The sequence below is a fragment of the Agrococcus sp. ARC_14 genome (assembly GCF_022436485.1).
Taxonomy (GTDB): domain Bacteria; phylum Actinomycetota; class Actinomycetes; order Actinomycetales; family Microbacteriaceae; genus Agrococcus.
Genome location: NZ_JAKUDO010000002.1, coordinates 342,514 through 363,450 on the forward strand (window position 1 = coordinate 342,514; position 20,937 = coordinate 363,450).

The 20,937-nt window shown below is 70.0% G+C and carries 18 protein-coding genes and 1 pseudogene; 14 read left to right on the forward strand and 5 right to left on the reverse strand.

The genetic code is table 11. From position 1 onward, the window contains the following. Window positions 1–34: 34 nt before the first annotated feature. From groES to MKD51_RS14950, 3 genes are all read left to right on the forward strand, one after another. The gene (groES, locus tag MKD51_RS14940) at window positions 35–331 is read left to right on the forward strand and encodes a co-chaperone GroES (RefSeq protein WP_240241275.1); all 297 of its coding nucleotides are present in this window, start codon (window positions 35–37) and stop codon (window positions 329–331) included. Window positions 332–399: 68 nt separating this feature from the next. After that, window positions 400–1,311: an EamA family transporter RarD gene (gene rarD / locus MKD51_RS14945; RefSeq protein WP_240241276.1), complete on the forward strand. Its 912-nt coding sequence runs from the start codon at window positions 400–402 to the stop codon at window positions 1,309–1,311. A gap of 166 nt (window positions 1,312–1,477) precedes the next feature. Continuing rightward, on the forward strand, window positions 1,478–2,749 hold the full coding sequence (locus MKD51_RS14950) for an ABC transporter substrate-binding protein (protein ID WP_240241277.1): 1,272 nt from the start codon (window positions 1,478–1,480) through the stop codon (window positions 2,747–2,749). Between the two features lie 188 nt (window positions 2,750–2,937). Here the strand turns inward: MKD51_RS14950 and MKD51_RS14955 are convergent, their stop codons facing one another. Genes MKD51_RS14955 through MKD51_RS14970 form a run of 4 tightly spaced genes read right to left on the reverse strand, consistent with a single transcriptional unit; the run spans window position 2,938 to window position 7,117 of the window. Continuing rightward, window positions 2,938–3,720 carry an ABC transporter ATP-binding protein gene (locus MKD51_RS14955; RefSeq protein ID WP_240241278.1) on the reverse strand — a complete coding sequence of 261 codons (783 nt, stop codon included), beginning with the start codon at window positions 3,718–3,720 and terminating at the stop codon, window positions 2,938–2,940. Continuing rightward, window positions 3,717–4,712, reverse strand: a complete 996-nt coding sequence (locus MKD51_RS14960) for an ABC transporter ATP-binding protein (RefSeq protein WP_240241279.1) — start codon at window positions 4,710–4,712, stop codon at window positions 3,717–3,719. The genes MKD51_RS14955 and MKD51_RS14960 overlap by 4 nt, the downstream gene beginning before the upstream one ends. Continuing rightward, window positions 4,705–5,721, reverse strand: coding sequence for a branched-chain amino acid ABC transporter permease (locus tag MKD51_RS14965; protein ID WP_240241280.1), 1,017 nt, complete (start codon window positions 5,719–5,721; stop codon window positions 4,705–4,707). The genes MKD51_RS14960 and MKD51_RS14965 overlap by 8 nt, the downstream gene beginning before the upstream one ends. A gap of 1 nt (window position 5,722) precedes the next feature. After that, window positions 5,723–7,117: a branched-chain amino acid ABC transporter permease gene (locus tag MKD51_RS14970; RefSeq protein ID WP_240241281.1), complete on the reverse strand. Its 1,395-nt coding sequence runs from the start codon at window positions 7,115–7,117 to the stop codon at window positions 5,723–5,725. Between the two features lie 243 nt (window positions 7,118–7,360). Between MKD51_RS14970 and guaB the strand changes: the two genes are divergently transcribed. Continuing rightward, window positions 7,361–8,869, forward strand: a complete 1,509-nt coding sequence (gene guaB, locus MKD51_RS14975; RefSeq protein ID WP_240241282.1) for an IMP dehydrogenase — start codon at window positions 7,361–7,363, stop codon at window positions 8,867–8,869. A gap of 174 nt (window positions 8,870–9,043) precedes the next feature. On the opposite strand, the gene MKD51_RS14980 is transcribed toward guaB, so the two are convergent. Then, window positions 9,044–9,943, reverse strand: coding sequence for a hypothetical protein (locus tag MKD51_RS14980; RefSeq protein ID WP_240241283.1), 900 nt, complete (start codon window positions 9,941–9,943; stop codon window positions 9,044–9,046). A 349-nt stretch (window positions 9,944–10,292) separates the two neighbouring features. Here MKD51_RS14980 and MKD51_RS14985 point away from each other — a divergent pair, with 349 nt between their 5' ends. The 10 genes and pseudogenes from MKD51_RS14985 (at window position 10,293) to MKD51_RS15030 (ending at window position 20,860) form a co-directional block, all read left to right on the forward strand. Next, window positions 10,293–11,228: a DUF4097 domain-containing protein gene (locus tag MKD51_RS14985; protein WP_240241284.1), complete on the forward strand. Its 936-nt coding sequence runs from the start codon at window positions 10,293–10,295 to the stop codon at window positions 11,226–11,228. Continuing rightward, window positions 11,225–11,611 (forward strand): annotated as a pseudogene (locus tag MKD51_RS14990) (PadR family transcriptional regulator); the annotation flags it as partial. The gene MKD51_RS14985 and the pseudogene MKD51_RS14990, both read left to right, overlap by 4 nt. 490 nt (window positions 11,612–12,101) lie before the next feature. Beyond that, window positions 12,102–13,226, forward strand: a complete 1,125-nt coding sequence (locus tag MKD51_RS14995; RefSeq protein WP_346986734.1) for a GuaB3 family IMP dehydrogenase-related protein — start codon at window positions 12,102–12,104, stop codon at window positions 13,224–13,226. Window positions 13,227–13,264: 38 nt separating this feature from the next. Beyond that, window positions 13,265–15,049 (forward strand): glycerol-3-phosphate dehydrogenase/oxidase, encoded by a 1,785-nt coding sequence (locus tag MKD51_RS15000; protein WP_240241285.1) that lies wholly within the window; start codon window positions 13,265–13,267, stop codon window positions 15,047–15,049. 160 nt (window positions 15,050–15,209) lie between these two features. Further along, entirely contained in the window at window positions 15,210–16,037 is an 828-nt protein-coding gene (locus MKD51_RS15005) for an SURF1 family cytochrome oxidase biogenesis protein (RefSeq protein ID WP_240241286.1), read from the forward strand. 10 nt (window positions 16,038–16,047) lie between these two features. Continuing rightward, window positions 16,048–16,587, forward strand: a complete 540-nt coding sequence (locus MKD51_RS15010) for a DUF3817 domain-containing protein (protein WP_240241287.1) — start codon at window positions 16,048–16,050, stop codon at window positions 16,585–16,587. After that, window positions 16,587–18,158: a glutamine-hydrolyzing GMP synthase gene (guaA, locus tag MKD51_RS15015; protein ID WP_240241288.1), complete on the forward strand. Its 1,572-nt coding sequence runs from the start codon at window positions 16,587–16,589 to the stop codon at window positions 18,156–18,158. The genes MKD51_RS15010 and guaA overlap by 1 nt, the downstream gene beginning before the upstream one ends. 171 nt (window positions 18,159–18,329) lie before the next feature. Then, window positions 18,330–18,998 carry a hypothetical protein gene (locus tag MKD51_RS15020; RefSeq protein ID WP_240241289.1) on the forward strand — a complete coding sequence of 223 codons (669 nt, stop codon included), beginning with the start codon at window positions 18,330–18,332 and terminating at the stop codon, window positions 18,996–18,998. A 118-nt stretch (window positions 18,999–19,116) separates the two neighbouring features. Then, a complete protein-coding gene (locus MKD51_RS15025) occupies window positions 19,117–19,566 on the forward strand; it encodes a YciI family protein (protein ID WP_240241290.1) in 450 nt (149 codons plus the stop codon). Between the two features lie 88 nt (window positions 19,567–19,654). Continuing rightward, the gene (locus tag MKD51_RS15030) at window positions 19,655–20,860 is read left to right on the forward strand and encodes a DUF6596 domain-containing protein (protein ID WP_240241291.1); all 1,206 of its coding nucleotides are present in this window, start codon (window positions 19,655–19,657) and stop codon (window positions 20,858–20,860) included. Window positions 20,861–20,937 lie beyond the last annotated feature (77 nt).

Consider the following 20,937-nt stretch of genomic DNA (forward strand, 5'->3'; position numbering starts at 1 on the left):
ACGAACCCCAAAGTCTGACTAGAAAGAGGCAACCGTGTCGGTTTCCATCAAGCCGCTTGAGGATCGCATCGTCATCCAGCAGGTCGAGGCTGAGACGACCACTGCAAGCGGTCTCGTCATCCCTGACACCGCCAAGGAGAAGCCCCAGGAGGGCGAGGTCGTGGCGGTCGGCCCCGGCCGCATCGACGACAACGGCAACCGCGTCCCCATGGACGTCGCCGTCGGCGACCGCGTGCTCTACTCGAAGTACGGCGGCACCGAGATCAAGTACGGCGTCGACGAGTACCTGGTGCTCTCGGCGCGCGACGTGCTCGCCATCGTCGAGCGCTGACGCTCCGCTACTGACGCATCGGCGGCTCCCCTTCGGGGGAGCCGCCTTCGCATCTTCCTGGAGGGTCGATGGGGCAGCACGCGAAGGCAGGCCTCGGCTACGCGCTGTTCGCGTACTTCTGCTGGGGCCTCGTTCCCATCTACCTGCAGCTGACGAAGGGCATCGACGGGTTCGAGCTCATCGGCTGGCGGGTGGTCTCCTCCGTCATCGTCGCCTTCGCACTCGTGGCGATGACCCGCGGATGGGCGCGCATGCGGCAGGTGCTGCGCAGCCGCCGCGACACCTGGACCCTGGTGATCGCCGGCCACGCCGTGCTCATCAACTGGACGGCCTTCGTGATCGGCGTGCTGTCCGACCGGGTGCTCGAGACGAGCCTCGGCTACTTCCTCAACCCGCTCGTGAGCGTGGTCCTGGCTGTCGTCTTCCTCGGTGAGCGGCTGCGGCCGCTGCAGTGGGTCGCGGTCGCCCTCGGCGCGATCGGCGTCGGCGTCATGATCGTCGGCTACGGCGAGGTGCCATGGATCGGGCTCATCGTCGCCTTCTCCTTCGGCACCTACGGCCTCATCAAGAAGCGCGTCGGCGGTTCGGTGGATGCGCTGTCGGGCTTCACGATCGAGACCACGGCCGTGCTGCCTGCATCGATGGTGATGCTGGGCATCGCCATCACGGCCAACGGCCTGACGGTGGACGCGACCGGCCTCACCGGCATCCTCGGCACCGCGGGCTTCGGCATCGTCACCGCCGTCCCGCTGCTGGCGTTCGCGGCCGCCACCCGGCGCATCCCCCTCACCTGGGTCGCCTTCACGCAGTACCTCGCGCCCATCATGACGTTCCTGTTCGGCGCCTTCGTGATGCACGAGCCCATGCCGCTCGAGCGCTGGATCGGCTTCGCGTTCGTCTGGGCATCGGTGCTGCTGGTCTCGCTCGACCTCGTGGGTCGGCAGCTGCGGCGACCGCGGCCGATCCCGCCGTCGGCCTGAGCGGCCGGGTCGCTCAGCGCTGGCGCAGGTTTGTCGCATCCGGTCTGCGTTTGCACCAAGACCGTTACAAGGTCGTGACGCAGAACGGCTGAAAAGCGTGCATTGCTCGCCTACTGTTGCACCAACACCTGCGTCAGCGGGTGGTTCCATGCAACCGAGGAGCACCATGCAGTCCTTCCTTCGCACCAAGGGGAACAGCCCCCGCCGGTTCGCAGCGCTCGGCGCGGCGACCGCGGGCGTGCTGCTGCTCGCCGCCTGTGCAGGCGGCGGCACCCCAGCACCGTCCGGATCCGCCGGGCCCGACGAGGCGGAGGTCGACACCGACCTCGTCATCGGCACGATCCTGCCCCAGACCGGCAACCTCGCCTTCCTCGGCCCGCCCGAGTTCGCGGCCGTCGACCTTGCGGTGGCGGATCTGCAGGAGGCCGGCCTCGACTACGAGGTCTCGGTCAACCACCAGGACTCCGGTGACACGACGACCGACATCGCCACGCAGTCCACGGGCGTGCTCGTGCAGGCCGGCGCCGACGTCATCATCGGCGCAGCGTCCTCGGGCGTCTCGTTCACGTTCATCGACCAGGTGATCGACGCGGGCATCGTGCAGATCTCGCCGGCGAACACCTCGCCCGACTTCACCGACTACGAGGACGACGGGTTCTACTGGCGCACCGCGCCGTCCGACGTCATCCAGGGTCGCGTGCTGGGCAACCTGATGGTCGCCAACGGCGCAGCATCGGTGGGCTTCATCACGATCAACGACCCGTACGGCACAGGGCTCGAGGCGAATGCGACCGCAGCGGTCGAGGCTGCGGGCGGCACCGTCACCGGCAGCGTCCTCTACAACCCGGGCGACACGAACTTCTCGTCGCAGGTCGCAGAGATCCTCGCCGGTGAGCCCGACGTGATCGGCATCCTCGCCTTCGAGGAGACGGCGCAGATCGTGCCCGAGCTCGTCACGAACGGCTTCCCGGCCTCCGGCATGTACTTCGTCGACGGCAACCTCTCCAACGGGTACAACTTCCCCGAGGGCACGCTCGAGGGCGCGTTCGGCACGCTGCCGGGCAACCCGGCCGACGACACCTTCCGCGAGCGCCTGCTCGAGGTCGACCCGGCGCTCGAGGACTTCTCGTACGGCCCCGAGTCGTACGACGCGGTCATCATGGCTGGCCTCGCGGCCGTCCAGGGCGGCAGCGCTGACTCGGTGACGATCCGCGACAACCTGCTCGAGGTCTCGACGAACGGCACGAAGTGCACCGTTCTCGCCGACTGCCTCGAGCTGCTCGCGAACGACGAGGACATCGACTACGACGGTGTCTCTGGCCCGATCGAGTTCGACGAGAACGGCGACCCGACGGAGGCCTTCATCGGCATCTACCAGTACGGCGCCGACAACCAGTACACCTTCGTCCGCTCGGAGGCAGGTTCGCTCACCGAGTGAGCTGAACCGCTGATCGTGGAGGGCCTCGCTTCGGCGGGGCCCTCTTCGCTGTCGCCCGTTCGGCACGTTGCCCTTCGGCACGGCGTGCGCCTGCGGCGCGCACCGGCTCAGGGGCCGGCCTGCTGAGCGCGCGCACAGCGAAGGGCCCCCGCTCTCCACCAGCGGGGGCCCTCAGCAATGCCTGTCGGCTACTCCGCCTTCGGCTCCACGACCGGCTGCGCCTCGGTGCGTGCCTTCTCCTCGACGTCGGTCGCGAGCGTGCCGAGATAGAGCTGGATGACCTTCGGGTCGTTCAACATCTCGCGGCCCGTGCCCGTGTATGCATCCGTGCCATGGTCGAGCACGTAGGCGCGGTGCGCGATCTGCAGGCAGCGGCGAGCGTTCTGCTCGACCATCACGATCGTGACGCCGTGGCTGTTGATCTCGGCCACGCGCAGGAACGTCTCGTCCTGGCGCACGGGGCTCAGACCCGCGCTCGGCTCGTCGAGCAGCAGCACGGCCGGGTCCATCATGAGGGCGCGGCCCATCGCGACCATCTGCCGCTCACCGCCAGAGAGGCTGCCGGCGCGCTGCTTGCGCCGCTTCACCAGCTCGGGGAAGAGCGCGCCGACGAACTCGAAGCGCTCTCTGAACAGCTTGGGTGCCTGGAAGAGCCCCATCTCGAGGTTCTCCTCGATCGTGAGGGAGGGGAACACGTTGTTGTTCTGCGGCACCATCCCGACGCCCTTGCCGACGAGCTTGTTGGCCTTGAGCCCGGTGATGTCCTCGCCGTGGAGCAGGATCTCGCCGCCGCGCACGTGCACCTGACCGAAGACGGCCTTCAGCAGCGTCGACTTGCCGGCACCGTTCGGACCGATGATGCCGATCAGGTCGCCCTGGTTCGCCACGATCGAGCAGCCGTTGAGGATGTTGACGCCGGGCAGGTAGCCGGCGACGAGATCCTTCGTCTCGAGGACGGGGGTCGTGGTCATCGCTGGCCCTTCTGGTCGTCCGTGTCCGTCGTCGACTCGGCCCGCGCATCCGTCGTCTCATCGCGGGCGGTGGTGTCGTCGGGATCGATGGGTACTTCCCCCTCCGCGTCTTGGTGGATCTGCGCGACCTGCTGGTTGGTCAGCGTGCCGAGGTCGGTGTCGTGGTGGGCGCCGAGGTAGGCGTCGACGACGGCCTTGTTCTGCATGATCGTCTCCGGTGGACCCTCGGCGACGATCTTGCCCTCGGCCATCACGATCACCCAGTCGGAGATGTGGCGCACCATGTGCATGTCGTGCTCGACGAACAGCACGGTCATGCCGTCGTCCTTGAGGCCTCGGACGTGGTCGAGCAGCGATTGCGTCAAGGCCGGGTTGACGCCGGCCATCGGCTCGTCGAGCATGACGAGCGTCGGCTCGCTCATGAGCGCCCGCGCCATCTCAAGCAGCTTGCGCTGGCCGCCCGAGAGGGATGCCGCGTAGTCCTCGCGCTTGGCGTCCAGCTGGAATCGCGCGAGCAGGTTGTCGGCCCTGATGATGTTGGCCGCCTCCTGCGCCTTCCAGAGCGGCTTGATGAGCGCAGCGAAGATGCCTTCGCCGCGCTGGTCGCGCGCGCCGAGCAGCATGTTCTGCAGCACGGTCAGGCGGCCGAGCGACTTCGTCAGCTGGAACGTGCGCACCATGCCGCGGCGAGCGACCTTGTGGCTGGGCACGTGCGCGAGCGACTGCCCCTCGAACGCCCAGGTGCCCTTGTTGGGGCGGTCGAAGCCGGTGAGCAGGTTGAAGAAGGTCGTCTTGCCTGCACCGTTCGGGCCGATGAGCGCCGTGATGGCGCCACGCGGGATCTCGACGTGCTCGACGTCGACGGCCGTGAGACCGCCGAACTGCCGGATGACGCCGTCGGCGACGACGATCGGGTCGACCTTCTTGCAGCCGGGTGCGACCTGCCCGTCGACGAGCGGATGCGTGGTCGGGGGAGTGATGGTCTCAGACATGGAACGAGAGCTCCTTCTTGTTGCCCAGGATGCCTTGCGGTCTGAATACGACCAGCGCCATGAGCGCGAGCCCGACGATCACGAAGCGCAGCTGGCCGGCCTGGGTGCCGGACATCTCGCCGAAGGCACCGATCGCCTGCAGCCCGGTGAGGATGCCGCCCGTGAGCGACAGCAGCACCCAGAACAGGATCGAACCGATCAATGGGCCGAACACGGTCGCGGCGCCGCCCAGCAGCAGGGCGGTCCAGATGTAGAACGTCATCGTGGTGGCGAAGTTGTCGGGCTGCACCGCTCGTGGCAGCACGTACATCACGCCTGCGAGACCACCCATGACGCCGCCGAGCACGAGCGCCTGCATCTTGTAGCTGTAGACGTTCTTGCCGAGCGAGCGCACCGCGTCCTCGTCTTCTCGGATGCCCTTGATGACGCGACCCCAGGGGCTGCGCATCAGCAGCCAGACGACGACGAGCGCGACGATCACGAGCGACCAGGCGATGATGCGCACCCAGGTGTCGTAGGCGGTCGCCGTCCACGGACCGAAGCCGTAGGTGCTGCCGGTGAGCGGGTTGAGCGCGTCGATGTCGCCCTTGTAGTCCTGGCCGCGCAAGCCCTGCGAGCCGCCGGTGATCGCGGTGAGGTCCTGCGTGCGGACGGTGAAGCGGATGATCTCAGCGGCGGCGATCGTCACGATGGCGAGGTAGTCGCCACGCAGCCGCAGCGTCGGGATGCCGAGGATCAGGCCGAAGATCACCGACGCGATGACGGCAGCCACGATGGCGGCCAGGAACGACAGCCACACCGGCCAGCCGAGCGTCGCGGTCGGGTCGACCATCATCGTGAAGATCGCGAACGCGTAGGCGCCGACAGCCATGAAGCCTGCCTGCCCGAAGTTCAGGAGCCCGGAGTAGCCGAAGTGGATGTTCAGCCCGATGGTGGCCAGGGCGAAGGCGGCCGTGGTCGGGGAGAGGATCTCCCCGAGGGCGCTGTTGAAGATGGCGGCGAGATCCATGTCAGCCGATCCTTTCCCTGCGACCGAGGATGCCCTGCGGTCGGAACAGCAGCACGAGGATGAGCACCAGCAGCGCGATCGCGTAGCGCAGGTCGGGTGCGATGAAGATCGTCGAGATCTCGGTCACGAGACCGATGACCACGGCTCCGACGAGTGCGCCGAAGGCGCTTCCGAGGCCACCGAGCGTGACACCTGCGAACAGCAGCAGCAGGATCGTGAAGCCCACGTCCCATTTGATGTTGGAGCCGATGAAGTAGGTGTAGAGGATGCCCGCACCACCGGTGAGGAGGCCGGCGAGCACCCACACGATGCGGATGACCTTATCGACGTCGATGCCGGATGCAGCAGCGAGCGAGGCATTGTCGCTCACTGCCCGCGTGGCCTTGCCGATGCGCGTCCTGGTGAGGAAGAACCCGACGCCGATCAGCACCACGATGGCGATCGCCATGCTGACCAGGTCAGCTGTGGTCATGAACACGGGCCCGACCTCGACGATGGCGCCGCGCGAGACCGAGAGGCCCTCAGTGCCGCCGCCGATCAAGAACTGGAAGAAGTAGCGCAGCGCGATCGAGAGGCCGATCGTCACGATCAAGACCTGCACGAGACCGACGCCCCGCTTTCGCAGCGGCTTGAAGATCGCCCAGTCGTGCGCCCAGCCGAGCGCCGCGGAGGCCACGAGCGTCACCACCACAGCGATCCACACCGGCCAGTTGACGAGCGTTGTCGTGACGTAGAAGATGACGCCGCCGAACGTCAGCATCTCGCCGTGCGCGAAGTTGTTGACCCCGGTGGTGCCGAAGATGAGCGTGATGCCGATCGCGGCGAGCGCCAGCAGCAGGCCGAAGCTGAGGCCGGAGATGGTGCGTGCCAGCAGGAGCGAACCGAAGCTGTTGTCGCGGGTGCCGGTCGCGGCCCCCGTCGGGTCGGCTCCGGCGTCGGTGCCTGGCTGGGCGCCTGTGCCGGTGTCGCCGCCCGTTCCGGTGTTGCCGCCCGTGCCGGTGTTGCCCTCGGAGCCGGTGCCGGTGTCGCCACCGGAGTCACCGCCGGTGTCGCCGGCAGCAGCGAAGGGGAACAGCACGCCGACCGAGGTCGAGGCGCCGATGGGGAACTCCCGGCTCTCGAACGACGCGTCGCGGAGCGTCACGCCGTCTGGCAGCGTCGCCGTGTCGATCGAGACCGTGTAGGTGCCCGGCTCGGCGACTGCGATCGACCACCGGCCCTCCGCATCCGTCGCCGTCGTCTCGTCGACGCCGTTGCCCGAGACGGTGATCTCGACGCCCTCGAGTGGCTCGCCGGCGTCGCGGATGGTGCCGCTGTAGGAATAGGCGCCGGGCTGGTCTGTCGCGGGAAGGTCTGCCGCGGTGGCCGCAGCGGCGCCACCTGCGACCATTCCCATGACGGCAACGGCAACGGCGATCGCTCGCCGCAGCCCTCCCCGTCGAGGTCTGCTGGACGTCTTCACATGTCCTCCATGTTGTGCGGCAGCGGGGCATCTGGGAATGCCGTGTGCGCCGTGCCCGTTACATCGGTGGTGACACAGTAGCGGCGCGATCGGCCGCTCCGAGTCCATTTCGGCGCCAGCGGAGGTCAATTCACCAGGATGCCGCGGGACCGTTACCGAATAGATACGATGAGAGCGATGGAAATGCGCAATCCGTTCGGCCCGATCGGCCTGACCTACGACGACGTCATGCTCCTGCCCGGCCGCACGGATGTGATTCCGAGCGAGGCCGACACCGGCACCCGGCTCTCCCGCCGCATCCGACTGTCCATCCCGCTCGTGTCGAGCGCCATGGATACGGTCACCGAAGATCGCATGGCGATCGCGATGGCTCGCCAGGGCGGCATCGGCATCATGCATCGCAACCTCTCGATCGAGGACCAGGCAGGGATGGTCGACCGCGTGAAGCGCTCGGAGTCCGGCATGATCACCGATCCGGTCACGACGCACGCCGACGCGACCATCGAAGAGGTCGACCGCATCTGCGGCGAGTTCAAGGTCTCCGGCCTGCCGGTGGTCGATGCGGACAACGTGCTGGTGGGCATCGTCACCAACCGCGACATGCGCTTCGTGCCGCGTGAGGAGTTCGCCACCACGCTCGTGCGCGACATCATGACGCCGTCGCCGCTGAAGACGGCACCGATCGGCATCGATCGCGAGTCGGCCTTCAAGATCTTCGAGCAGACGAAGCTCGAGAAGCTGCCGCTCGTCGACGAGCAGGGGCGCCTCGGCGGCCTCATCACCGTGAAGGACTTCGACAAGGTCGAGCAGTATCCCAACGCGACGAAGGATGCGCACGGTCGCCTCCGGGTCGGCGCAGCGATCGGCTTCTTCGGCGACGCCTTCGAGCGGGCCGTGGCGCTCGCGGAGGCCGGCGTCGACGTGATCGTGGTCGACACGGCCAACGGCGAGAGCCAGGGCGTGCTCGACATGGTCACGCAGCTCAAGGGAGACGCGCGCTTCGACGAGATCGACATCATCGGCGGCAACGTCGCGACCTACGAGGGCGCTGCGGCGCTCATCGAGGCGGGCGTCGATGCCGTGAAGGTTGGCGTCGGGCCCGGCTCGATCTGCACCACCCGCGTCGTCTCGGGAGTCGGCGTGCCGCAGGTCTCGGCCATCTACGACGCAGCACGTGCCGCGCACGACGCCGGCACCGACATCCCGATCATCGCCGACGGCGGACTGCAGTACTCGGGCGACATCGCCAAGGCGCTCGTGGCCGGCGGCTCGTCGGTCATGCTCGGCTCGCTGCTCGCCGGCACGAACGAGAGCCCCGGCGACCTCGTGCTCGTGAACGGCAAGCAGTTCAAGACCTACCGCGGCATGGGCTCGCTCGGCGCGATGCAGACGCGCGGCAAGAAGACGGCCTACTCGCGCGACCGCTACTTCCAGGCCGACGTCCCCAGCGACGAGCAGCTCATCGCCGAGGGCATCGAGGGCCAGGTGCCCTACCGCGGCCCGCTCGGCTCGGTGGCGTACCAGCTCGTCGGCGGCCTGCGGCAGTCGATGTTCTACACCGGCGCGCGCACGATCGAGGAGCTGCAGCAGAAGGGTCGCTTCGTGCAGATCACCGCAGCCGGGCTCAAGGAGTCGCACCCGCACGACATCCAGATGGTCGTGGAGGCGCCGAACTACCGGCGCTGACCAGCTGGCCCGCTGGCGCGCACCCGCCCGAGTGCCGCCGCTGACTCGCCCACGCGGTCTCAACCGCGCTGGCTCGCTCGCGCGGCCCCACCCGAGTGGGGCGCTTGCGCATGAGTGGGGCCGGGACGCAGGCCCCACTCATGCGCAAGTGCCCCAGTGGCTGGTGCTGCCGCGTCACCAGCCGGGGAGCAGCCTGCTGAGCACCGGCAGGTGGTGGCGTGACAGCATGTCGCGCAGGCGCTCGGGGCGTTGCGCCTCCGCCCACATCCAGTGCAGCGTGTCGATGTGCTCGCGCAGCGCATCGTCGCGCCGCTTCTCTTCGATGACTGCGTCGACCGGCTGCACGCCGTTCGCGTCGGCGATCACCCCGTACTTCGCCGCGCCGTCGAACTCGCCGCCCAGCGGGCGCATGCCCGCCCGCTCCCAGAGGAAGTCGGGGAAACGGACGCCGAGGCGCGTGACGATCCGCACCTGCAGCCGCGGCGGCGGAGCGCCGATCCGGTGGATCGCCACGCGGCTCCAGGACTCGCCGACCGATTGCGACAGCGGATCGGCGAATGCGATCACCCACTCCGCTCGGCGACGGCCGCGTGGGCCCTGGCGACCGAGCGCATCCGCCACCTGATCCTTCGTGACCAGCTGCAGCCGGAGCGCTGCATAGAGCGCGCCCACGGCATCCGCCTGCTTGCCGACGCGCGCGAGGTGCGCGAGCGCGAAGGCAGGAGCGCAGCGGGCGATGCCGTCCTCGAGCACGATGTCGTCGTCGCCGATCGCCTCCCGCGACGCGACGACACCGCCTCGGCGGCCCGAAGCAGTGGGGGCACCGATCGTGAAGACGTTCGCTGGCCTGCCGTGGGGCAGGCGCGCGAGCGCGAGCGCCGACTCGCGGGCGAACACGGCAGCCGGGCGCGCGGCAGCGACAGCACGCACCTGCAACTCGTGGCGATCGTGCACCGGAGTCGCCTCGTAGGCGGCACGGTCGACATAGGCGCCCCGACGGATGCGGTGCAGGGTCGGGTCGAGGCGGTGCCGCATCGGGCTGTCGGCATCGGAGGGCAGCAGTTCGATCGCCATGTGCGCACGATGGCGCAGCGGGGATGTGCGGCGTTCGCGCCGCGCGTGGAGCTGTGGAGGACACGCGGTGAGCGCACGCTCGCGGTGGGCAGGCCGCCCGCCGCCCGCCGCTCGCTGCGCGCCGCCCGCTGTGGCCGACTGGGGCTCGTGCGCATGAGTGGGGCTGGCGTGCCAGCCCCACTGGTGCAGAAGCGCCCCACTCGGCGCGCGAGCGGGTGGCGAGCGGGTGGCGAGCGGGGATGCACGCAGGGCTTGCGGTCGGCGCAGACGCGATATATCGTGTGTTCGAAGACGCGATATATCGCGAGTAGTGGTCGCGCTGGGCGCCACGCCAGGTGGAGGAAAAGTCATGGATGAGCAGTGGGATGGTGCCGCAGGCGCCGCAGCGGATGGGTGCAGCGGCGGCACTGGCGCCGACGCATCGAACGACAGCAAGCCGCGCAGCGCTTCGGGCGCCGGAGCTTCGGGCGCCGACACCATCACCGAGCGCTGGACGATCGGCGAGGGGCAGAGCCGGGTCATCGACCTGGATGCGGTGACGGCACTCCGCGTCGGCATCGTCGGCGGCAGCGTCGACATCGTCGGCCACGACGAGCCGACCGCGCGGGTCGAGGTGCACCGCGTCGAGGGCCGCGACCTCACGGTCACCCTCGAGCAGGGGCGCCTGTCGATCTCGCACCCGAAGGTCTCCTGGGACGACGTCTGGGAGTCGGTGAAGGCCCTCGTCGGCGTGCGCGCCAAGGTCGAGCTGAGCATCGTCGTGCCCAGGCACGTGGCGCTGTCGCTGGGCCAGGTCAGCGCATCCGCCCTCGTCACCGGGCTGCGCTCGCGCGCCAGCCTCAGCACGGTCTCCGGCGGGATCCAGATCGAGTCGCACGAGGGCGAGCTCGACCTCAACACGGTCTCTGGCGACCTCGAGGTCTCCGGCGGCACCGGCAGGCTCTCGGTGCACGGCGTCTCGGCAGACGTGACGGCGTCGGGCGCGCTCGACCGCGTCGCCGTCGACACCGTCAGCGGCGAGGTGCTGCTCGACGTGCACGGCTCGCCCCGCAGCATCACGACCAACTCGGTCTCCGGCGACGTCACCGTGCGGCTCGATGCCGGCCAGGGCGTGCGCGCCAGCACGCACACGGTCTCCGGCCGAGGCTCCATCGCCGGCGTCGCCATGCCCAAGCGCGGCGGTCGCGAGACGATCGACGGCGCGAACGCGTTCGACTTCAGCGCCAGCACGGTCTCCGGCGACGTCACCGTCGTGCACCGCGACGCCGCAGGGAGGGGCGCATGAGCCCCGTCTTCGGCCATGGCGCGCTGCGCCTCTACCTGCTGAGCCTGCTCGCCGAGGCCCCGCGCCACGGCTACGAGCTCATGCAGGCGCTCGAGCACCGCTTCGGCGGCACCTACTCGCCCAGCGCCGGCACCATCTATCCGCGGCTGTCGAAGCTCGAGGAGGAGGGGCTGGTGACCAAGAGCGTCGACGGGCGCAAGGTCACCTACGCGATCACCGACGCAGGCAGGGCCGAGCTGCGCGAGCGCGACGGTGAGCTGCACACGCTCGAGAGCGAGATCACGGATTCGGTGCGTCGCATGGCCTCGGATGTGCGGCAAGGCGTGAAGTCGGCCATGCAGGCGCTGCGCGCCGACCTTGCGGAGGCCGAGCGCGACGCGCGGTCCACAGCGCGGCCCTCGCGGGGATCGGGCACCAAGAGCGCGCCCGCGCCGCAGAGCGCACCAGCAGCCGACCCCGCGTGGGCCGATGCGCCCGCCAGGGCCGACGCATCCGGCACCGACGCATCCGCCCCCTTCGCCAACCCGTGGACGCCGCCCGTGCCGCCGCAGTCGGAGACCGCGGATGCGTCGCACACGGCCACGAAGGCCGCGGCTCGCATGGCGGTGCACGACATCGACCTCGCGCTCAGCGACTTCCGGCAGCAGGTGCGCGAGGCGGTGCGGCGCGACCGCGGGGAGCACATGACGACCGCGACGTCGGCGACCGTGCGGCACGAGCTCGAGGCGGCGCTGCTGCGGATCAAGAGCGTGCTCTGAAGCTGTCGACCAGCGTGCTCTGGCGCCCAGCGCCCCATGCATGACTCACCGGTCCTGAGCCTCGGCGCCGCCCAACCTGAGCGGCGTCGAGGCTTGGCGACGATAGGCTGACAGCGTGACGGAGATCGAGATCGGCCGCAGCAAGCGCGCCCGCATGGGCTATGGCTTCGACGACATCAGCATCGTCCCCTCGCGCCGCACGCGCGACAGCGACCTGGTCTCGCTGCAGTGGCAGATCGACGCGTTCAAGTTCGACATCCCGGTGATGGGCGCACCCACCGACTCGGTGATGAGTCCCGCGACCGCGATCGCGCTCGGTCGCGCAGGTGGCCTCGGAGTGCTCAACCTCGAGGGCGTCTGGACGCGCTACGACGACCCCGAGCCGCTGCTCGCCGAGATCGCCAAGCTGCCCAGCGACGAGGCGACCGGCCGCATGCGCGAGATCTACGCGGAGCCGATCAAGCCAGAGCTCATCCGCGACCGGCTTGCGCAGGTGCGCGAGGCGGGCGTCGTGGTCTCCGGCAGCCTCAGCCCGCAGGCCGTGCAGCAGCACTACGAGACCGTGCTCGCCGCCGGCATCGACTTGATGGTCATCCGCGGCGCGACCGTGAGCGCCGAGCACGTCTCGGCAGAGGCCGGCACGCCGCTCAACCTCAAGCAGTTCATCTACGAACTCGACGTGCCCGTCGTGGTCGGCGGCGTCGTCACCTACACGGCGGCGCTGCACCTCATGCGCACCGGCGCGGCTGGCGTGCTCGTCGGCTTCGGGGGCGGGGCCGCCTCCACGAGCGAGCGCGTGCTCGGCGTCGCGGCACCCATGGCGACCGCCGTCAGCGACGTCGCCGCCGCCCGCCGCGACTACCTCGACGAGTCGGGTGGCCGCTACGTGCACGTCATCGCCGACGGCTCGCTCGGCACCTCCGGCCAGGTCGTCAAGGCACTCGCCTGCGGCGCTGACGGCGTGATGCTCGGCACGGCGCTCGCCCGAGCGACGGATGCCCCCGGCCGCGGCTGGCACTGGGGCCCGGAGGCGCACAACCAGAAGCTGCCGCGCGGCAACCGCGTGCAGGTCGAGCAGGTCGGCCAGCTCGAGGTGGTGCTGAACGGCCCGTCGCCCGTCGCAGACGGCTCGGCGAACATCATGGGCGCGCTCCGCAAGGCCATGTCGACCACCGGCTACAAGGATCTCAAGGAGTTCCAGCGGATCGACGTGGTCGTCGAAGCGAACCCGCCGCGCTAGATCTACCGCCTCGAAGGCGGCGCACTGAAGGAGGATCCATGGCTGAGACCACCAACAACGTGAGTCGGTCGAGGAAGCTCGGCCCCGAGGAGCGCGCGGCGGCGATCGCGTCGATGCGCGACCGCGAGGTCGACGTGCTCGTGATCGGCGGCGGCATCGTCGGCGCGGGCGTGGCCCTCGACGCCGTCACCCGCGGCCTGCGCGTCGGCCTCATCGAGGCGCGCGACTTCGCATCCGGCACCTCGAGCCGCTCGTCGAAGCTCGTCCACGGCGGCATCCGCTACCTCGAGCAGATGAACTTCGAGCTCGTGCGTGAAGCGCTGATCGAGCGCGGCCTGCTGCTGCAGCGGCTCGCACCGCACCTGGTGAAGCCGGTGCAGTTCCTCTACCCGCTCGAGAAGCCGATCATCGAGCGCGCCTACATCGGCGCAGGCATGGCGATGTACGACGCGTTCAGCTACACCGGCTTCATGAAGCCCGGCGTGCCGCTGCACCGCCACCTCTCGAAGAAGCGCCTCCAGAAGGAGATCCCCTCCCTCGACACCGACAAGGTGATCGGCGGATTGGCGTACTACGACGCGCAGATGGATGACGCGCGCTACGTCGCCACGGTCGCGCGCACCGCATCCTTCTACGGCGCCCACGTCGCCAGCCGTGTGCGCGCGGAGGGCTTCCTCAAGGTGGGCGAGCGCGTCGTCGGCGTGCAGGCGCACGACTACGAGACCGGCGAGCAGTTCGAGATCCGCGCGAAGCAGGTCGTGAACGCCACCGGCGTCTGGACGGGCGACACGCAGGCCATGGTCGGCGCTCGCGGCGAGATCAAGGTGCGTGCCTCGAAGGGCGTGCACCTCGTCATCCCGCGCGACCGATTCCACTCGACGATGGGCATGATCCTTCGCACCGAGAAGAGCGTGCTGTTCGTCATCCCGTGGGGCCGCCACTGGATCGTCGGCACCACCGACACCGACTGGCAGCTCGACAAGGCGCACCCGGCCGCGACCGCCGCCGACATCGACTACATCCTCGACAACGTCAACCGGGTGCTCTCCACGAAGCTCACGCGCGCCGACGTCGAGGGCGTCTACGCAGGCCTGCGCCCGCTGCTGTCCGCGGGCGACGGTGGCTCGACCGCGAAGCTCTCGCGCGAACACCACGTCGGCCACACGGTGCCAGGCCTCGTGATCATCGCGGGCGGCAAGTTCACCACCTACCGCGTGATGGCGAAGGATGCGATCGACGAGGTCGCGACCTCGATCGACGGCAAGGTGCCCGAGTCGTGCACCGCCGACATCCCGCTGCTGGGCGCGGAGGGCTACAAGGCCGCCTGGAACAAGCGGGCCAAGATCGCTCGCGCGTTCGGTCTGCACAAGCACCGCGTCGAGCACCTGCTGAACCGCTACGGCGTGCTCACCGACGAGCTGCTCGACATGATCCGCAAGGACGAGTCGCTCGCCGAGCCGCTGCCCGGCGCCGACGACTACATCGGCGCAGAGGTGCGCTACGCCTGCACCCACGAGGGTGCGCTGCACCTCGACGACGTGCTCGCCCGTCGCACCCGCATCTCGATCGAGGCCTGGGATCGCGGCGTCGCGGCAGCTCCGGTCGCCGCGAGGATCATGGCGGATGCGCTCGGTTGGGACGACGCTCGGGTCGAGCAGGAGGTCAACACCTACAACAAGCGCGTCGCCGCCGAGCTGCAGAGCCAGGAGCTGCCCGACGACGAGTCGGCCGACCGCGCACGCCTCGAGGCGCCCGACATCGTGCCGCTGAGCGCGCTGCCGACGGCAGACACGGTGAGGACGCGGCCGGAGCCGGCGGCCTGAGCGGAGCGACCGCGCTCCACGTTCGTCGAGGAGCGGTCGCGCCCACGCTCGTCGGCCGCAGGCCGCGTATCGAGACGCCACGGATCGTCTCGATACGGCACCTTCGGTGCCTGCTCGACGAGCGAAGGTGCGCCCGGGCGCCGATAGACTGCAGGCGCCCATGAGCACCCCCCTCCCCACCTTCAAGCAGGTCGCCACGCGCCCGAAGTGGATCGCCGTGCTCGCGCTCTGCCTGCTCGTCGCCGCGGTCTTCGCGGTGCTCGGACAATGGCAGATCGAGCGTGCTGTCGAGCAGGGCCAGAGCGACGAGCGCGACACCGAGACGGCCGTGCCGCTCGAGACCGTCGCCCAGCCGACCTCGACCCTGACGACCGAGGCGGGCGGTCGCATGGTCTCCTTCAGCGGCACCTGGGTGCCCGAGGACTTCGACACGCTCGCCGGCCGCTCGCAGGAGGGGCGGACCGGCACGTGGGTCATCGGCCGGCTGCTCGTCGCGCCGCCCGGCAGCGAGTCCGCTGGGCCGGTGTCGCTGCCTGTCGCGCTGTCGTGGTTCGCCGAGGCCGCCGCTGCCGAGCGGCTCGTCGCCGAGCTCGCCACGTCGGATGCCGAGGTCGACCTGGTCGGGAGGCTGATGCCCACCGAGGCGCCCACCCAGGGCGACATCCAGACCGGCGCGACCGAGGCGATGTCGGTCGCTGCGCTCATCAACGAGTGGCAGGACTACAACGGCCTGGTCTACGGGTCGTACGCCATCCTCGATCAGCCGTCGGCAGCCGCATCCGGCGCCCTGGTCGATGGGGCGGAGCCGATCGTGTCGATGCGGCCCGTCACCGACACGCAGCTCAACTGGCTCAACGTCTTCTACGCGATCGAGTGGGTCGCGTTCATGCTGTTCGCCTTCTACCTCTGGTACCGGCTCGTGAAGGATGCGCTCGAGCGCGAGGTCGAGGCGATCGAGGACGCCGAGGCGGCCGCGGACCGTCGATAGACTGGATGCCGTGCCACGCCCCATCGAACAGCTGCCTCAGATCCGCTCGGCGATCCCGTTCTACCGCGTCATGTCGTGGGTGACGGGAGCCTTCCTGCTGCTGCTGGTCGCTGAGATGGTGCTGAAGTACTCGCCCACGCATGTCGAGGTCTTCGCGTTCGGCTCGAGCGGCCCGCTCTCGCTCGAGGCGGTCGTCCCCGGCGTCGGCTGCCAGTGGTTCTCGCTCTTCGTGCCCGGCGGCATGGGCTGCGAGATCGCCTCCCTCGGCGACGGCTTCAACATCTCGCTCGCGATCCTGATCGTGCACGGCTGGATCTACGTCGTCTACCTGTTCGCCAGCTTCCGGCTCTGGAGCCTGCTCCGCTGGCCCTTCAAGCGCCTGCTCGCCATGGCGCTCGGCGGCGTCGTGCCCTTCCTCTCCTTCTTCGTCGAGCGCCCGATGCACCGCATCGCCGTCGCCGACCTCACACGACTGGAGGCCGAGAAGGCCGCCAGGTCCTCGGCCACGCAGGTCGACGCATCCGCCACCGCATCGCCCAGGGAGTCCTGATGTCCGACACCGCTCAGCGGCCCGTGCTCGTTGTCGACTTCGGCGCGCAGTATGCGCAGCTCATCGCGCGACGCGTGCGCGAGGCCGACGTCTACAGCGAGATCGTGCCATCGACCATCACGGCCGACGAGGTGCGCGCCAAGGATCCCGCGGCGATCGTGCTCTCCGGCGGCCCCTCGAGCGTCTACGCAGAGGGCGCGCCCCGGCTCGACGAGGGCATCCTCGAGCTCGGCATCCCGACCTTCGGCATCTGCTACGGCTTCCAGGTGATGGCCGCGCAGCTCGGCGGCACGGTCGCGCAGACCGGCAGGCGCGAATACGGCTCGACGGCGATGACGGTGGATGCGGCGGGCGCGCTGCTGGATGGCCAGCCCGGCACGCAGACGGTGTGGATGAGCCACGGCGACTCGGTCTCGCAGGCTCCGGAGGGCTTCACGGTGCTCGCGACGACCGCTGACACCCCGGTCGCGGCCTTCGAGGATCGCGCCAGGAAGCTGGCCGGCGTGCAGTGGCACCCGGAGGTCAGGCACTCCGAGCACGGCCAGCGCGTGCTCGAGTCGTTCCTGCACGACATCGCGGGGCTCCCGGGCGACTGGGACTCGGGCTCGATCATCGAGGAGCAGGTCGCGCGCATCCGCGAGCAGGTCGGCACCGACCGCGTCATCTGCGGCCTCTCGGGCGGCGTCGACTCGGCGGTCGCGGCGGCACTCGTGCACGAGGCGGTCGGCGACCAGCTCGTGTGCATCTTCGTCGACCACGGGCTGCTGCGCCAGGACGAGCGCGAGCAGGTCGAGCAGGACTACGTCGCCTCCACCGGCGTGCGGCTCGTGACCGTCGACGCGCGCGAGCGGTTCATGTCGGCGCTCGCCGGCGTGACCGACCCGGAGACGAAGCGCAAGATCATCGGCCGCGAGTTCATCCGCGCGTTCGAGCAGGCAGAGCGTGACCTGGCGGCGGAGGCGGCGGCCGACGGCGAGCCGATCCGCTGGCTCGTGCAGGGCACGCTCTACCCCGACGTCGTCGAGTCGGGCGGCGGCACCGGCACTGCCAACATCAAGAGCCACCACAACGTCGGCGGCCTGCCCGAGGACCTGCAGTTCCAGCTCATCGAGCCGCTGCGCGCCCTGTTCAAGGACGAGGTGCGCGCCATCGGCCGCGAGCTCGGCCTGCCGGAGGTCATCGTCGGCCGCCAGCCCTTCCCTGGTCCCGGCCTGGGCATCCGCATCATCGGAGAGGTCACCGAGGAGCGGCTCGACATCCTGCGGCGAGCGGATGCGATCGCTCGCGCTGAGCTCACGGCCGCCGGTCTCGACGGGGAGATCTGGCAGTGCCCCGTCGTGCTGCTCGCTGACGTGCGATCGGTCGGCGTCCAGGGTGACGGCCGCACCTACGGACACCCGGTCGTGCTGCGCCCGGTCTCCTCGGAGGACGCCATGACCGCTGACTGGACCCGCGTGCCCTACGACGTGCTCGCCCGCATCTCGAACCGCATCACCAACGAGGTCGCCGAGATCAACCGGGTCGTACTCGACGTGACGTCGAAGCCGCCGGGGACGATCGAGTGGGAGTAGCGGTGTAGCGCGCTGGTCGCGTGCGTCGCTCCTCAGCTCAAACAATGACGAAGTCCGGATGCCGCAAGGGCATCCGGACTTCGTCATAACTCGACACCCCGCGACGCACGCGACCAGCGCTCGCGGGGTGGGGCGAGGCGGATGGCGGCGGGCACGCGAGAGGATGGCGGCATGACGGGGGAGCGGGGGCCGGAGTACGCGGCCCGCGCAGCGGCACTGTGGATGCTGCTCATCGGGTTCGCCGGCGCCCTGCTCACCGGGCTCTCTGCCGCGCGCTGGTTGCAGGGCTCGCTGCGCTTCGGCTGCACGGTCGCGGCGACCGGCGGCGGCCGTGCGGCGTGGACCTGCTCCGACGGGATGGCGCTGCTGGTGCCCGCGATCGCGACCGTCGTGCTCGGCGCGTTCGCGATGGCTGGCGCGCTCCTGGTCGTCACCGCGAGCTGGCAGCGTCCGAGCGCGCACGCCGGGCTGCTCGCCACCGCGGGGCCGCTTGCCGTCATGCCCGCCCTCGTGCTGTGTGCGGCCCTGTGGTGGGACGCATCCGTCGCCGACGCCGAAGGCGTGCTCGCAGGCGAGGGCCGAGTCGCGCTCTGGGCCGAGCACGCGCTGCCCGCCGCGATCACGATGGCCGTCGCAGGGGTCGCGGCAGCGGCGGGGCTGCGGATGCGCGCCCGCGGCCTGGCGGGCAGGCTCGCCGGCGCGCTGGTGGTGCTGGCGCTCGCGCTGCTGCTGGTCGCAGCGGTGCTCTCGAGCCTCGGCACGCTCTCGACCGGGCTCATCGCAGCAGGCGTCATCGGCGCTGCCTGGTACCTCGCGGCGGCGGCTCCGAGAACGCGCTGAAGCGAGCCTCGGAGAAGTTCTCGAGAAAAGTCTGCCGCGATGTCGATCGAGGGGATTCCCGATCGACGTCTTGAGTGAGAGGGTCGAGCAGCGGCCCCCGCACACAAGGAGTCAGATCATGCAGTACATGCTCATCATGCGCTCGAACGACGAGGCAGTCGCGGCGTACCAGGAGATCCCCTTCGAGCAGATCATCGAGGCGATGGGGAAGTACAACGAGTCGCTGATGGAGGCCGGCGTGCTCATCGCAGGCGAGGGCCTGAGCGATGCGAGCGAGGGCTTCGTCGTCGACTTCACGGCCGACCCGCCGCTCGTCACCGACGGCCCCTACGGCGAGACCAAGGAGCTCTTCAACGGCTTCTGGATCCTCGAGGTCGCCTCGAAGGAGGAGGCCGCAGAGTGGGCGAAGCGCTGCCCGCTCGGCCCCGGGGCCCAGCTCGAGGTGCGCCGCGTGACCGGGCCGGAGGACTTCCCGGCCGACAACGAATGGGTGCAGAAGGAAGAGGGCTGGCGCGAGGAGCAGGCGGCCAAGCAGGCCGCGAAGGCACCGGGCGGCAGCGCTGGCTGAGGCAGCGGGCGACGAGACGGCGCGCCGAGCGGAGGAATCCGCCCGGCGCGCCGTCGTCGCCGTCTGGCGCATCGAGTCTGCACGCATCGTGGCGACGCTCACCCGCTACACCGGCGACTTCGCGCTCGCGGAGGACCTCGCACAGGATGCGTTGACGGATGCGTTGGCCCAGTGGCCGGCGCAGGGCGCGCCCCGCAACGGCGCGGCCTGGCTCACCTCGGTGGCCAAGCGCAAGGCGATCGACGGCTGGCGGCGGCAGGAGCGCTTCGCTGACCGAATCGAGGCGATGGGGCTCGACCTCGAGCGCGAGCAGCACCAGGCAGCGGATGCGGTGCCGTGGGATCCGGACGAGATCGACGACGATGTGCTGCGGCTCGTGTTCACCGCCTGCCACCCGGTGCTCAGCCAGCAGGCTCGCGTCGCGCTGACGCTGCGGGTCGTCGCGGGGCTCGAGACCGCAGAGATCGCCCGCGCCTTCCTGGCGCCGGTGGCGACGATCCAGCAGCGGATCGTGCGCGCCAAGCAGGCGCTCGCCGACGCGCAGGTGCCGTTCGAGACGCCGCCGCGCGCCGAGCGGCAGCAGCGGCTGAGCGCGGTGCTGGGCGTGCTCTACCTGATCTTCACCGAGGGGCACACGGCCACCGCGGGCGACGACTGGATGCGCCCGGGTCTCAGCCGCGAGGCCATCCGTCTCACGCGCGTCCTCGCCGCCCTGCAACCCGACGAGCCCGAGGTGCACGGCCTGCTCGCGCTGCTCGAGCTCACCGCCGCGCGATTCTCCGCGCGCGTCGACGCGCAGGGCGAGCCCGTGCTGCTCGCCGACCAGGATCGCCGTCGCTGGGATCGTGCCGCGATCCGACGTGGCAAGGCATCGCTGGCGCGAGCGGCGTCGTTCGGTCGCGGCTTCGGCCCGTACGCCCTCCAGGCGGCGATCGCCGAGACGCATGCCGACGCATCCGACGTCGGCTCGACCGACTGGCTGCGCATCGTCGCGGCCTACGAGGGGCTCGAGCAGATCGCGTCCTCGCCGATCGTGACGCTGAACCGTGCGGTCGCGGTGTCGATGGCACCCGGGCCGAATGGCGGCCCCGCGGCCGCACTCGCGATCGTCGACGGCCTTGCGGGTGAGAAGGTGCTCGCGATCGGCCACCTGCTGCCTTCGGTGCGGGGCGAGCTGCTGGCGCGGCTCGGTCGCGACGAGGAGGCGAGCGCAGCCTTCACCGAGGCCGCCGAGCGCACCGACAACGCGCGCGAGCGCGCCGTGCTGCTGGCCCGCGCCGCGGCCGGACGCTGAGCTCTGGACTCGCTCGGCAGATGTACGCCTGAGCGGTGGTCGGGCTGCACGCTGCGCGCGACTGCACGCTCAGGTGC